The 14984-nt window shown below is 44.3% G+C and carries 12 protein-coding genes; 2 read left to right on the top strand and 10 right to left on the bottom strand.

Annotated features, from left to right (window positions below; translation table 11 throughout):
* Window positions 1-59 precede the first annotated feature (59 nt).
* A complete protein-coding gene (locus ST37_RS00725; RefSeq protein ID WP_084882577.1) occupies window positions 60-695 on the bottom strand; it encodes a DUF3299 domain-containing protein in 636 nt (211 codons plus the stop codon).
* A gap of 239 nt (window positions 696-934) precedes the next feature.
* Here ST37_RS00725 and yghU point away from each other — a divergent pair, with 239 nt between their 5' ends.
* Window positions 935-1789, top strand: coding sequence for a glutathione-dependent disulfide-bond oxidoreductase (gene yghU / locus ST37_RS00720; protein ID WP_084882575.1), 855 nt, complete (start codon window positions 935-937; stop codon window positions 1787-1789).
* Window positions 1790-1849: 60 nt separating this feature from the next.
* On the opposite strand, the gene ST37_RS00715 is transcribed toward yghU, so the two are convergent.
* Window positions 1850-2725, bottom strand: a complete 876-nt coding sequence (locus ST37_RS00715) for a DMT family transporter (RefSeq protein ID WP_277922116.1) — start codon at window positions 2723-2725, stop codon at window positions 1850-1852.
* A 23-nt stretch (window positions 2726-2748) separates the two neighbouring features.
* On the bottom strand, window positions 2749-3735 hold the full coding sequence (locus ST37_RS00710; protein ID WP_084882569.1) for a zinc-binding dehydrogenase: 987 nt from the start codon (window positions 3733-3735) through the stop codon (window positions 2749-2751).
* A gap of 197 nt (window positions 3736-3932) precedes the next feature.
* Between ST37_RS00710 and ST37_RS00705 the strand changes: the two genes are divergently transcribed.
* Window positions 3933-4832: a LysR family transcriptional regulator gene (locus ST37_RS00705; protein WP_084882566.1), complete on the top strand. Its 900-nt coding sequence runs from the start codon at window positions 3933-3935 to the stop codon at window positions 4830-4832.
* Here ST37_RS00705 and ST37_RS00700 read toward each other — a convergent pair.
* The 7 genes from ST37_RS00700 to ST37_RS00670 form a co-directional block, all read right to left on the bottom strand.
* Window positions 4829-6787, bottom strand: a complete 1959-nt coding sequence (locus tag ST37_RS00700) for a diguanylate cyclase (RefSeq protein WP_084882563.1) — start codon at window positions 6785-6787, stop codon at window positions 4829-4831. The two genes, ST37_RS00705 and ST37_RS00700, sit on opposite strands and share 4 nt — an antisense overlap.
* Window positions 6784-7320, bottom strand: coding sequence for a YfiR family protein (locus ST37_RS00695; RefSeq protein ID WP_084882561.1), 537 nt, complete (start codon window positions 7318-7320; stop codon window positions 6784-6786). Before ST37_RS00695 ends, ST37_RS00700 begins: the two co-directional genes overlap by 4 nt.
* Window positions 7310-9388, bottom strand: a complete 2079-nt coding sequence (locus ST37_RS00690) for a TonB-dependent receptor plug domain-containing protein (protein WP_143698078.1) — start codon at window positions 9386-9388, stop codon at window positions 7310-7312. The genes ST37_RS00695 and ST37_RS00690 overlap by 11 nt, the downstream gene beginning before the upstream one ends.
* An 89-nt stretch (window positions 9389-9477) precedes the next feature.
* The gene (locus ST37_RS00685; protein WP_084882555.1) at window positions 9478-11847 is read right to left on the bottom strand and encodes a GGDEF domain-containing phosphodiesterase; all 2370 of its coding nucleotides are present in this window, start codon (window positions 11845-11847) and stop codon (window positions 9478-9480) included.
* A gap of 63 nt (window positions 11848-11910) precedes the next feature.
* Window positions 11911-12930 carry a spermidine/putrescine ABC transporter substrate-binding protein gene (locus ST37_RS00680; RefSeq protein ID WP_084882552.1) on the bottom strand — a complete coding sequence of 340 codons (1020 nt, stop codon included), beginning with the start codon at window positions 12928-12930 and terminating at the stop codon, window positions 11911-11913.
* A gap of 120 nt (window positions 12931-13050) precedes the next feature.
* The gene (locus ST37_RS00675; protein ID WP_242426161.1) at window positions 13051-14259 is read right to left on the bottom strand and encodes a hypothetical protein; all 1209 of its coding nucleotides are present in this window, start codon (window positions 14257-14259) and stop codon (window positions 13051-13053) included.
* Window positions 14260-14266: 7 nt separating this feature from the next.
* Window positions 14267-14968, bottom strand: coding sequence for an ABC transporter ATP-binding protein (locus ST37_RS00670; RefSeq protein WP_084882547.1), 702 nt, complete (start codon window positions 14966-14968; stop codon window positions 14267-14269).
* Window positions 14969-14984: the final 16 nt, after the last annotated feature.

The following is a 14984-nucleotide window of genomic DNA, read 5'->3' as shown; positions in this document are numbered from 1 at the left end:
GAGTCACGGCTGCCTAATGCCTTGTAGGTTAGGCAGCATTCATTGTTTTTTGGCAAGAGCTATTGGACGGTATAAATTTCTATTTTATCGGCATCCATGGTGTACGCCGACTCAATCCCATTGGCACCGTCTGAGTACATGACATCTTGCACGTTAGCTTCAACGTTAAGAGTGCCTTCGATCCATACTGGCGTGTACATTGAGGTCAATTGGTAACCTTGTGGATAATCGACCAAAATAATTTGATTGGGTGGCGGAGGTGGTGTGTGTACGCAAGCGCCACCTGATGGCACGATAAAGAACTGGGTGACTTTATTATCGTCAAACTGAATCGGCGTGATAAAGCCAGGGACACGAACCTTTTCGCCATTTAACGACGCTTTAGGCACCGTTGCTGCAACGCGGCGCTGTTCACTAACTGCTGCTCTGATGCCAAACAAATATTCGACGTCAATCCCCTGGCTTTCGAGATCGTCATTAAGGGTTTTCCGTTCTAATTGTTCTTCTTCTGTGAGCGTCTCTTTCATATCGAGACGAGCAATCCTGCCTAAATCGAACAATTGGTCGCGGCTCAGCTCCATAAACGGGTCTTTAATGTTACTTACATCTGGACGTAAGTCTTCCCATTGAAGTTGTGTTGCGGCGAACGAATGAAATGCCACTAAAAGAGACGCCAATATTGCCAGTTTTTTCATAAAAATCCGAATCGAAATTATAGTGCTGTTTTGAGGGGGCTAAGAATGACAAATTCACACTGGTGCGACAAGTGACATTTCTTTGAATTTCGAGCCTGCTTACACAATGACATACCAATTTATAGCCTAATAGATCAATGCTTCAACAAGCGGTACATTAAATCTATGAACACTATCCCTTTAAAACCCGATTAAACATCCCAATAACACATGATGTAACCCAACATTAAGGAGTCACAATGGGCGATAATTACACCCCACCTAAAGTATGGACACACGACACCTCTAACGGTGGCCAATGGGCCAGCATTAACCGTCCAGATTCAGGTGCACGTCATGAACAGGTACTCGAACAAGGTCAACACCCTTTCCAGTTGCATTCGTTAGCTACCCCAAACGGACAAAAAGTCACCATACTTTTTGAAGAGCTATTGGCGGCAGGCGTTAAAGATGCCGAATACGATGCCTACCTCATCAATATTGGTGATGGTGACCAATTTGGCAGTGGCTTTGTTGAGATTAACCCGAACTCAAAAATTCCTGCTTTGCTAGACACCACCACAGGAACACGCGTTTTTGAATCTGGCTCTATCTTGCTCTATTTGGCAGAAAAATTTGATCACTTCATTCCCAAAACGCTGCCAGAGCGCACTGAAATGATGAACTGGCTATTTTGGTTACAAGGCTCTGCACCTTACTTAGGAGGCGGTTTTGGTCATTTCTATGCTTATGCCCCTGAAAAGTTCGAATATCCTATCGATCGCTTTTCGATGGAAGCTAAGCGTCAATTGGATGTATTAGACAAGCAACTAGCCAACAACGAGTTTATTGCTGGCGACGAATACACCATTGCAGATATGGCGATTTGGCCTTGGTATGGCGGTCTAGTACTAGGTCGTATGTATGATGCAGCTGAGTTCTTGGACGTTGCAAGTTACAAGAATGTCGTACGTTGGGCTAAGCAAATTGACGAGCGTGCAGCGGTTCAGCGTGGGCGCATAGTCAACCGTGGATGGGGCGAAGAGTGGGAACAAGTTCCTGAACGCCACAGCGCCGCAGACATTGATGCTGCTCTTGCCAAAAAGCCTAAGTAAAAGCGTTCTAATTGGGTCATCACTCAACTCGTGAGACGATGACCCAGTCTTCTCTTTTCGCTACTCTTTCGCATCCCTACATGAGGGTAATTGAGTCACAATAATACCCGCTAGCGTCAAAACACAAGCCAACACCTCTAACGAGTTCGGAATTTCGTTTAGCCATATAACTGCACCCACAAATGTTAGCGCGGGTACAGACAACTGATATAACGCAGCGCTAAACCGGCTAATAAGTGGTAACAACGCATACCAAGCAGCATACGCGCAGGCCGACGTCACCATTCCCGAAATTACCGCAAGCATCAAAGCGTTATTCGTTGCGGCGGTGTCAAGTCCAATAACGGTAGAACCTAACAATACAAATCCTGTAGCAACAATAAACGCAAAACCTGTTCTAAACAGCGGTTGTGTCGATTGGCGACCAAGCAAGGTATACCCACCCCACCCAACACCCGCTAGGACAGCACATACCATCCCTACAAACGTCGCTCCCATGACACTCAACGAAGGCACGACCAATGAAGCCATTCCTGCAATGGTAATGGCATAGCCGATGCGCTGCAGTTTTGTGAGGCGTTCACCCATACGAATGCTGCTTAGCAATAACACCAACTGCACCGTTGAAAATAGCAACAGCGCACCTAGTCCTGCATTGAGTGTTTTATACGAATAGCTAAAACCAATCATATACAGCGCAAGGAAAGCGCCACTTAACCAGTTATCTTTGAGCTTCCATTGAGACGGGTCTACCAACTGCAGTGCGTGTTTTCGGTTAAACACCAACAGCAACAGACACAACATAAGTGCGCCACTGGCGGTTCGGTAAAGTGCAAATAATGAGGGATCCATTCCCTCGGTGAAAACGGCAACGCGACTCAACAACGAGTTGGCCGCAAATGCCGTCATAATTAGGAGTGCAACTAAGTACTTCAATGTATAGTGACGTTAGCGGGATGTTACTCAATTTTTACCACAATTTTACCGACAGTTCTTTGGTTTCTTATATCTTTTAACGCATTAGCTGCGTGCTCAAGTTCAATAACCTCAAGCGCTGGTACTCGGATATGCCCATTTTCAAGTAATTGATTAAACTGAACGCCCGCATCAGTGATACCGGTACGCCCCGAATGATCATTGACATGACCCGATCCTAAACTCAGTTGATGAAAACTCAACCCTCGTAAAAATGCGTCGGGGTATTCACTTGGTCTAACCGTTTGCACCAGCTCCACCATCTCACCTTCAAACGCCAGTGCGGTAGCTGCAATAATATCATTGTCGCCACCGACACAATCCAATGCCACTTCTACACCATTGCCATCAGTAATGGCCATGATCTCTTTAACGATGTCTTGTTTTTGATAGTCAATAACGTGAGTTGCACCCAAGTCTCTGACGTAATCATGATTTTTTTCAGAGCAACTGGTTATGATCTTATCCACACCAAAGTATTTGGCAATTTGAATGGCAAACCCACCCACGCCACCGGAGCCACCAACGATGTAAATGGAGTCACGCGTTTCAATATCCAGTTTATCGACCAACGCGCGCCACGCGGTCCAACCGGCACATGGAGTGGCGGCAGCCAGTTCATGGCTGACTTTAGGGTGAACGGTCAATGTACGTGCATCATGAACTGCAAATTCAGCGCACCCGCCGCGAGTTCGGCGCATATTACCATGATAAAGGACTTTGTCGCCGACAACCCAAGACTCTACTTTATCACCCACTTTAACCACCGTCCCTGAAACATCAAGACCACCGACAAAGGTATTATCAATATCGGGAACCAATGCTTTCCAAAAATTCACTTTGGCGTCGACAGGATTAAGCCCTACCGCGTGTACTTTCACTACAACATCCCAATCGTTTTCAAGTTCTGGCTCGACAAGTTCCGATAAGTAAAACTTGTCCATTTGCAGGTGATAGGTGAGGGCTTTCATGGAGTATGTCCTTTTGATGGTCACTCTTTGATTATAGAACTCCATGTAAAAATGTCACACTATAGAGAGCATAATTAAATCGTTAAATCAGTAGCTTATTCTCTACCTAGTTAAGCTTTCCGCTTTCCGCTTCCCGACTCTACGCAACACTTTCTGCTATAATTTATTCAAACCAACCAAATTCATTATATTTAATTATGATAAACCCTAAGTGGCTCAAAACCTACATTGCACTCGTTGAAGAAGGGCACTTTACCCGCACTGCAGAAAAGCTCTATATGACTCAGCCAGGGGTGAGCCAGCATATCGCTAAATTGGAGCAAGAATGTGGTACACCGCTACTTCAACGACAAGGTAAAACCTTTGAACTCACACCAGCAGGCGATAAGCTTTATCAGTTTGCGCTAGAGCAGCTAGAACTGCATCAACAGTTGCTCGACACCATTACTGTTGATGATCCAAACAAGGGACTGGCGCGAGTCGCCTGTTCGGGAGCATTAACGCAGCAGTTGTACTCTCGTTGCATCAATATTCAAAAAGACTATCCCGAGTTACATTTTGCGTTTGAGTCTTGTTCTAATCAGGGGGCAATGAATCGTGTCTTAAATGGGCAGTCAGATGTGGCGTTGATGACTCAACAAGCGGTCAATCCTTTGCTCAGTTATCAGCAAATTGGGTTGCAGAAATTAAGCTTGGTTGTACCTCAGGTATCTGATGCCAAAACGGTGAGCGCCGAATATTTGCACCAGTTAGGGCTCGTTGCTCATCCAGACGCCCTCCACTACTTGTCTTTGTATCGACACTCTTCAAAGCACTCACTATTGTCAGATATGGACATCGCGCATATACCGCAGGTTAGTTTTGTGAATCAGCTAGAGCAAATTCTTGCCCCGATATCGCTAGGGGTAGGATTTACGGTGTTACCCAGCAGTTGTGTAGAGTTGTCTCCGTACAAGGATCGGCTGTCGGTGATCAACGTTGGTTTGCCAGTCGTAGAAAAAGTGTACTTGGTGACTAAGATCAGCAAGCCCTTGCCAAGCTTTTATCAGCACTTTGTCGAACTGTGCAAAAGGACTTTACAGGCCGACACTGCTTAACTTGATGATTGCGCAAATTGCCCTTTACCAAGAAACTTAGCTCGATACATCGCTTTATCCGCTTGTTTAATTACCGCACTGGCCTCGGTCTCATCATAATGTTTGTCCGTCATATGAATGCCTATGCTAACCCCAATTTTAAGCACATTACTTTCAAAGTTGATTGGCTCAGCAATCGCGTTCAGCACGCGCTCCGCCAACGAACTGCACAAGGCATTTGTGGACTGTTTAACTAGGATAACAAACTCATCGCCCGCAAGGCGGCACACTAGGTCATCATCTCTAACCACGCTTTGTAATCGCGTTGCTACTGTTTTTAACACAAAGTCACCGACATCATGACCCCATTGGTCATTGATCGATTTAAACCCGTCGAGGTCCAAAAACAGCATACCAAACTCGCCTTGATGACCGTTATCAAGCAGCTGTTGTGTTTGAGATAGGAGCTTTGTTCTGTTCGCTAACTGAGTCAATGGGTCGTGGGACGCGATATGCTCAAGCCTTTCCATCTCTTTTTGATCCCGTAAATCTGTGCATATCAGCACCAAGTCACTGTCTACGTTCACATCACTAACATTACTAGAAATCAATCTAGCCTGAACCTTAATTGGAAGTGCGCTACCATCGCGATGGTATTCAACTATCTCCCCTTCCCAACTACCATGCTCCGTCGCAACCTTACGTATACTATCGACGCTGCGCCAGCACTCATCGCCATTAAACACTTTGTAAACTAACTGGTTAATAAGATCCGCTTCACTATGACCAGATAGCTGTTCTAAAGCTGGATTGACCATAATGATTTTGCCGTCTTTATCTATTACTATGATACCGTCCTGGCTGTTTTCAAATATCCCTGTGGCAAGTTGCTGTTTGTAGGTTCGAGCCAGCTCTTCAGTAATATCAACTATTGAGAACAACACCATTTTAGAGTCCGTGGTTTGCAACGTAGTTACACGTAAAATTCGAGATTCTTTTGACGGTGTTGTCACGGTAAATAACGCATCGTTAAGATGCTCGCGACCCAACAGAGCCATCAATATCTTGCTCTTATCAGGCATGTCAAAATATTGATTGATATTGGTGCCGACCATTGTACCCACCACACCAAACTGCATACCCGCATGTTGGTTATCTTGCTTAATGAGACCTTTGTTATTCACTACAAGCAAGCCATGGGCGATGGATTCAATCAGTTCGTTAGCAAAATTTCGCTCACTTTCTAACTTGTCCATCGACGCCGCAATTTGTCGATCACGCGCTCTTATCCGCGAGATCATGGTGTTATATCCATCAACTAAGTCGCCAAGTTCGTCATACTGCTTAATATTGATCGGCTCAATATTGCTGCTGTTCTCCAGCAACGCTGTCATGGCTTCCTTGATTTGGTAAACAGGGACAAGTATGAGTCGGCTCAGACGTCCATAAAGGTAGTAGAGTATACCTATCCCCAATAGCACGATCAGGCTACCACCCTCAATGACGTGTTGGAGTTTACCTTTATCAAAATTGACATCAGATACGATTTTTAATTTTCCGACTAACTCATCGTCCACATTAATCGGAATATACACAAATAGCTTACCTGAAGACGCGACAGCACCTTCTAGCTCCCAATTAAACTTAATGCTCTGAAACCAATCTTTATCGGTATCCGGTTGATACATGGCAACCATATTATCCATCGCATCATGAAGAAATACCGACAGAATAGAAGGGTCGGCTTTGAAGGTATCTATTTGCTCTTGCGCCGCCTCTACATCTTCAAATAACAGCGGCGCTTCTAAATTGTACGATACTGTTCTGCCGAGTGTTTGCAGGTGAGTAAGTTGCGAATCGCGGTACAAGGTGTACTGGAAAAAGTCGGTGATCCCTTGAAAAAGCACAAAAACCACGGCAATACTCAGAAATAAAGGCGCGAGAATCTTTTTCTTAATCGAACGATACCTAATCACGATGGATCCTCAATGATCGTCGCAATTTTTAGTAACTTGGAACTCAACCGGATATCGCTCTCTTTTACCGATGGATAGTTCACGATGAGTTCGAGTTTGTTCTTGTTTTGTTTAAGTTCTATCTGCCCACCCTTAACAGCAAATTGGTCTTTATCGCCTACCGCAATTTGATAAGGAGCCAGCTCATCAATCACAAACTTATTGCCCATATACACCAAATCGCACTCCTCAATAACGTTAACTGGCACTAACTGTTTGCCCGCCACTAATTTTTTCTTGGCAATGTCATCGAAGGTGTCTCTTAATTCTTTGTCACCAAAAATACAGTAGTGGATCTGTGCCTTGTTAGCATCATCTGGCCATTTGATATAGTTTGCAATTTTAAACAGGTAAATGGCTTTGGCTTCAAACGGTTTGAGTTGAGCACTGACGGCCATACCACTGGGAAAATACGTTAAGCAAAACATCACCACGCAGGTGACTACGTAGCGAAGAAAGTTCGATTTTAAGTGGATCTTAAACTTAAAAATCATAGGTTAAGCGTGCGTACCATTTTAGTTCATTAATGTAAGTATAATAAGCCACTTCAGTATTAAGGTAGCTGTAACCAGCCCCAAGAAGGTTTTGTGCAATCAGTTCTACACTTGGCCAGTTTTGTTGTTTTTGCCAAGCAAGGCGTGCGTCTAAAACAGCGAAAGGATTGACTTCATAATCGGATGCACTTTCATGGAATTTTTGGTTAAAATAGCGACCAATTAAGTCCACTTCGAATTGTTCAGTAACCGACCATAAGCTTTGAATTGTTGCTGTATGTTGTGAGTCAATGTCGTAGTAACTTTCCCCATATGTGCCAATGTAGTCTGCATCTTCACCTGTACGAGCCACTCCTGACCAGTCCGAATCGATCGTTAAATAAGCGTAAGTTGCGAACAGAGACCAATTTGAAATGGGTTGATAGTTGATAGCCAGCTCTGCACCTAATGTTTTGGCATCATAATCTGAGTTTAAATATGAGGTGTAAGATCCGGAGATAAATGGTTCATAAATATCAGATTGTTCAACTCTGCCTGGATCGCTGTACCCCGAGTCCATATAACTCACACCGCGCAAGTTTTTATATTGGGAGACAAACAACACTGTGTCTACGCCAATTGTCGCGCTTGGGTTATAGCGATAACCAAATTCAGTAGTCAACACAGATTCGTTTTCTAACTCTGGATCAGATAGATATAGATCTGGTGATCCATAATAACCGTTCACTTCATCCATTTCAGTGTCAAGGTAGCTAGGAAGCATAACAGCCCGAGCGACACCTCCCCAAATAGAGTGATGACTGTTCATGTTATACAGCCCTCTTAATTGAGGGGACAGTTCAGTGCTATCATTTTGCGAAAAATGCTCTGCCTTAGCGCCTGCTACTAACTTAAACTTATCACTGAGCCACACTTCGACTTGCCCATAAAGGTTGTAGGCGTAGTCTGTATGTTTCGTGTCATTTACAGCTGCTCGTTGTCCAAGTAAAAAATGCTCATAGTTGTAGTCTGATATGTGATTATCGAAGTTGATAGTGACCGCTCGAATACCACCACCAAAAATCAAAGATGTGGTTTGTGAAAGCTCGGTATTCATGTAGCTATCGAGCTCTGCATGTAAATAATCGCCTTCTGCGAACGGATCATTATCAGAGTCGTAGTTTGCAAAGAATGAGGTGTTGAAGCTTGTTTGCGAAGAAGCCGCAAATTGGTGACGTACGTTTACATTCCAGGAGTGGCTATCTAGCGTGGATGGTCTTGCGCTTTCGTTATAGTAGAAATCATCAACCAAAGTATACCAGTACTCTTCAGAGCCCTCTGTGGACGACTCTCCACCTAACTGCACCAGCAGAGTATGTTTATCAGCATACAGTTCGTACGCAGCACCGTATTGATGACTTTCTCTGATCAGCGCATCGTCTTCTAAGGTACTCGGTGAGTGTTTGTACTTGTAAAACACCTTTGCAAACGAGTATTCGCCAAACGAAAATCCATGACGTACTTCTGCACTGCGATTGGCGTAATCTCCTACGTATGCTGAGACGTGCGTTCCTTGCGTATTTTGCGCAGATTTAGTGATGATATTAACCACACCGTTAGCAGAGTTAGCCCCCCACATAGTACCCGCGGGACCACGGACCACTTCGATCTGCTCAATATCAGCGATTAAATAATCAAGATCGGCCATGTATGTGCCCCCATATACGGGACTGTATACACTCCGGCCATCGACCATAATTAATAGCTTGTTGTAGAAACTGTCGTGAAAACCTTTGCTTGAAATATCAGAGCCATTTTCACTGTATTTTGTGGTTAAGAAACCTGGAACTAACGAGAGCAACTCAGAAATAGAGGTGTAACCGCTTCGAACGATTCGTTCGTTACTGATCACGTAAACTGAAGCAGGAATGTCATTCAGAGACTGGACATTTTTTGCCGCCGTTTCCATTTCAAGGGCAAACCCTGACAACTCTTCAAAGTCCAAATCCAGCAAAGCATCCAAGTCGTCTGCGACACACTGTCCAGAGATCATTAGAGTGATACAAAGCTTAAGAATATCCCTATTCACTAATTATTTTCCATTACACAACGCTTGCGCACATTGTACGGTATAGTTAGTTGGTTAACAATATTAGGAGATGCATTATTAGCAAACTCTTAAGTTGCTTGCGCAACAGCATACTCGATTATTTCAACGAGTTGCTCAAACGCTACGGGTTTTGACAAATAGTAGCCTTGTAGGTAAGTGCATTTCGCTCTTGTTGCTTCAAATTCTTTCTCTGTTTCAACACCTTCTGCCACAGTATCTAATCCATAAATGGTCGCTAGCTGTACAATCACATTAAACATTGTCTGCTGGTTATCGTTATCTGCGGTGAGATTTGAGACAAAAGAACGATCAATTTTTAACGTATCGATCGGGTACTTAGCTAACTGTGACAGACCGGTAAAGCCGGTACCGAAATCATCCAAGGCGAGATTGACCCCCGTCCTTTTAATCGACCAAAGTATTTTTTTCGTTTTTTCACCGCTATCGATCAAACTGGTTTCAGTAATTTCTAGCTCTATTGTATGAGGGTTGATTTGATACTGAGTAAGCAATCTTTCTAGTTCATCTGGGAAGTTAGGATTGTTAAGCTCTAACGCTGAAATATTAATCGCCGCTTTACCTTTGTATCCCCACTTTACTAGTCGCTTATGTGCTTTAAACGCATTTTCAATCACCCACAAGTCAATCAATCTGATTAACCCTGTGGCCTCCGCAATAGGAATAAATTTGTCGGGCCCGATGCCGTGAACTGAAAGCATTGGGCAACGCAATAGTACTTCATAGCATGCAACTTCCATGGTTTTGCTGTTAAACAACGGTTGAAAAACCAGCTCAAACATATCGTCATGGTAGCTCTTGACCAATACCGATTCGATAAACTTTCTCAATTCTAGATTATCGGCGATCTCTTTGGTAAATACCTGCACTTGGTTTTTGCCTCGATGCTTGGCTTGGTGCTTGGCTTCATCACTATAAGCCACCAATTCTGCCTGATTTTTTGCCACCTCTGGATAAATCGCGACGCCGATACTCACTTGTACATCGAGCAGTTTTTCTTGAAGGTTAAAACCAGAGCTAAAGTACTGATTAATCTCCAGCGCAATAGTTTCAGCAGTATCACTGTCCGGTATATTATTTAATATCACTCCAAACTCATCCCCGGCCAATCTCGCAATGTAATCGACTTTTCGACGCTGACTGCGCGTAATTATCGCGTCTTTACTATCAAGAAACGTAAGCAACCGTTTTGAAAAATCGGTTAATAGCTGATCGCCTAATTGATGGCCAAAATGATCATTCACTTTTTTAAAGTTGTCTAGGTCAATATGCAGCACCGCAACAAGGGTTTGGTCTGTGTTTGCGCGCGCAATCTCTTCTTCTAGGCAGAGATCGAAACTGTGACGATTTCCTAGTTCGGTAAGGCGGTCTGAGTTTGAAATGTATTGCACTCGATCGACCAGATCGGCATACGCATTATTAAGCCTAGCGACCTCACTATTGCCCGACAATTTCTCGATTTGGGGTACATTGTGTGTCGCTTGAAGTGAATTAACCAACTGTCTTATGGGCGTAATGACCTGATGACGAATGCCAAACCAAATAGCGATGTAACAGCTTAACGTGAGACTCACAATAACAACCAATAGTTGCCATCGAAGGGTCGTCAAAGCAGCAATCATGTTATTTTCATCAATGGTTAGTTCAATCGTATACAACTGGTTAACTTTTCGAACAAATAGATCATCGCCCTCCTCAAACGCGCCAAAAGTATGGGCAACAGTGTCACTGCCTTGAAAGTTGGGTTTAATGGTAAGCGCAAATCCATGTGCAAAATCTTGCTTTAGCGCTTCAACCAAATGCAGATATGACAGCGCATTAGCGTCGTAAATCGCTTTATAAGTGCTGCTATTTTTTGATATTTTGTCTTGCAGGATCAATTCAGATGAAAATCGTCTAATAACGCCTAACGACAACCCCCCACCCTGCTCTGAATAAAGTATATGTTGCTCGATGGGCAGAGTATAACTTCCACCACCGCTAATGTTGCGATCAAGTATTTTTTGAGGAAAATTAGGCCAGCTCGGCTCCTTAAATGGATCGTCATCACCCGCCGATATAACAATGTCGTTCATGTAATCAGCAATTTGAATCGAGCGCACGCCAGGTAGCCTCTGCTGAACCAATCGCAATTGATTATTAAGCATTACGTGCAGTGTATGCGAGGTGTAGGAGTTTTCAGCTTGATTCAAGAAGTTTATCAACTCTTTACTGCTCAAAACCAAATCTAAAGCAGACTGCGCAGACGCTAATTCAAGCTGATACTCTTTGTAGAAGAAATCGAGCAATGTCGACACTCGTTGATACTCGCTATCAACGTGTCTATCAAAAACCGTCTTGTAAACCAGGGCGCCAGTAATACTGCATATGAGCAATATGATTGGCAGCAATATTAAACGCAGACGCTGAATTAAAGTCATGTGCAGTCAATACTTCCTTTGATTGACGATGGGGCTAATTCTAAATATGCAAACAAATTCATGTCAGTGAAACTGCTCTATTATTTTTGAGCGAACTTGCAGTGCGTCAAAGGTGAGTGTTTTATATGCTGTGCTCTTGTGCAGTATATCGGCAGATGGATAGAGAGTGGTATCTTGACGGTGCTCTTTGCTCGACAACTCTTTAGCCCCTATAACCGGAGTTGCAAAGCCACTTTGTTCGGCGTTTTTCGACGCGTGTTCAGGCTGACTGATATATTGTATAAACTCAACAGTCGCTGATTTTAGGTTTTTCCCTTTGGGAAGCACTAAGCACTCTACCCATAAAAGTGTCCCCTCATTTGGGATAGTGTAGGTCCAATCGTCGTACGGTGAATGCTCGTTTAAATAATACTCATCACCCGCATAGCCAAGAGCTAATGATGCTTTCGGAAACGAACTATAAATACCTTCACTGGCTAAATAACCAACACCTAGCCGATCAGCTTTGGCACCGATCATCAAATCGTAAGCCGACTTTAACTCTGCCTTGTCTTCCGTAAATGGATCTAAATTGAGCGCATAAAGAGCAGCAGCAACGGTATCGACTTCATCCATGTAAAATACCGTTCTATTACGATGTTCCACCGGAATATCAAACAGTTGCTTCCATGATGTTACGGGGGTTTCGGTGACGCTTTCGCGATGTAGAATCCCAAGTGTGCCCCACGCATACGGATAGCCCGCTGATCCGCAATCGTCGTTAAACGGCTGTTTAAAAAGTTGCGCTCTTGCAGGGGCAAGTGTAGGAGCTTTAGTCAAATAGTCCTGCGCAAACATTTGCTGCGCCGACATATGATCAACTAGGGCTAAGTCAAACGCACTGCCCCTACCAGAAATAATGATCTGATCGCGCTGCATTTCGTTGTCAAAATAACTTAGAGATACCGTATGACCGGACTGCTGTTCAAACTGTTCGATAACTTCAGGGGCAATAAAACCATCCCAATTGAAGAACTTAATATCTTCAGCATGCAGTGGTTGGCTAGCAACAAGCATCACAATACAGGTTAAGCGTTTAAACATACAATGATCTCCATTTCGGCAACCAATGTAACTTATTGCACACAACCAAACAACATTACATACCGTTTAAGAGCGATAGCGCACATTTAGGCTAATTCCGAATAAATATTCAACAGTGTATTAAAAGTACCAACCGAGTTGTCCGTAGACACTGGTGTTGTTGATGACACCATCAAAATATTGAACAAAGCCAGATAGAGTCCAGTTGTCGGCTAAAGAATAAGACAGACTGGCCCCTAAAAAGTAACTACCGTCGTCATAGTAACTCCCTTGCGCTGTCACTCGGCTTAACGCTGTAAGATCAAACCCAATATCGGCATATCCAGTCCATTGGGTAAAACTGAGCGTTCGTGCCGTTAACGGCAGCTGGGATGTCGAGGTGGTATCGAGAGGGTAAGCATCAGAGAGATAAAGAATGGCGGCATTACCCATCCAATTTCGTAAGCCACCAAAGCTGTAGGTGGCTTCCGCACTCGCGACTAATGCCGAGTCTAACTCTATCCCTAGACTAACAGCGGCCTGTTCATCGTAAGGTGAAAAATAAGACAGTTCGGCTTTTAGACCTATCCCTTTAATATCGCCAGCAACGCCTGCTCCTAAGGTAAGGTCAAGATAGGATTTACCGGCAATAATTTGCGCATCCCAACCGTCTCTATTAAACAAATAGCGCGCAGCATAACTATCAAGGTCGCGGTTCTGATTTGGTGCATAGACGGCGTTCACTTCACTCGCAAAACCAAGTTTGTAGGTAAACTCAGCCGCATCAACACCCGGTTTCTCTGGGTAATCGACGTTGTAAATTGAATACGGGTTAAACAGATCATTGGGATTCCATAGGGTATTCATTCCCCAATTAACCCGGTACCGACCTATTCGTCCTTTGATATTGTTGTCTTGGTAGGTCACATACAAACGATCAAACTGCGACGTGACAATAGCGTTATCACTATTGTGCCAGTCGTAACTAAGATTGAAATACCCCATATCTTCAGTCACCGCGCTGCGATACACCTCAGAGTCGAGGCTATCTCCAACCAGGACTCGGTTACGCATAGAGGCATTAAACCGCCAAGGGGAATCGAATCGGTATTCAAAATTGAGTCGGTTTTGCAACTGATGATCGTCAACCGTGCCAATGGTGTCATAACGCTGCGCAACGCCGACATAACTGATGTAACCATCTAGATCCCATGGCGATTTTGGGGCAAGTCCCGGAATGTTCGCTAACGCGTTATTCCAACAGGCATTAAAAACGCCAATGCCGATTAACATAGCAGTGCTAGACCACGCCTTAGTCTTTCGAGAGTGAATGAGTAAATCCTTGTCCATGCCCGCGCTACTCGGCCAGTTCTGGCTGTTGTTGCTTATCCGATTTTAGTTGCCCATCTTCAAACACAATCACGCGTCTCGCACGAGTGATCACTCTTGGATCATGGGTGGAGAAAATAAACGTGGTGCCCTCTTGCTCATTTAGTTGCAGCATAATGTCTAATAGCTCTGCCGTACTTTGAGCATCCAGATTAGCGGTCGGTTCATCCGCCATCACAAACTTAGGACTGGGTGCCAGAGCCCGCGCTACCGCGACGCGCTGCTGCTGTCCACCAGACAAATGATTCGGCCTCTTGTGTAGTTGTTCTCCCAACCCGACTCGCTGCAATAGTTTTGTAGCGCGTTGGCGGCACTCTTCGCTAGAGTGCCCTTGCAGCTGCATGACAAACTCGACGTTTTCTAATGCCGTAAGCACCGGTAGCAGACTGTAATCTTGGAAAATAAACCCAATATTGTCACGGCGAAAGGCGATGATTTCTTTGTCACTAAGCTCGGTCATTGATTGACCATCAATGTGCACGGTGCCGTTTGTCGGTGTATCTATCCCACCCAGCATGTTGAGTAGTGTTGTCTTGCCAGAACCAGACGGCCCCATCACTGCCACAAACTCGCCCTGCTCGATGGTAAGGTCCAGATTATCCACCGCGTGGACGGGAAATTCACTGTCGGGATTATAGGTTTTGCATAATGCTTTTATTTGAATACTCATACTTCTCTCCAGCGAA

Source organism: Vibrio sp. qd031, assembly GCF_002100145.1.
GTDB lineage: Bacteria > Pseudomonadota > Gammaproteobacteria > Enterobacterales > Vibrionaceae > Vibrio.
The sequence above is the reverse complement of the archived record's forward strand: the minus strand, read 5'-3'. Positions and strand labels throughout refer to the sequence as shown.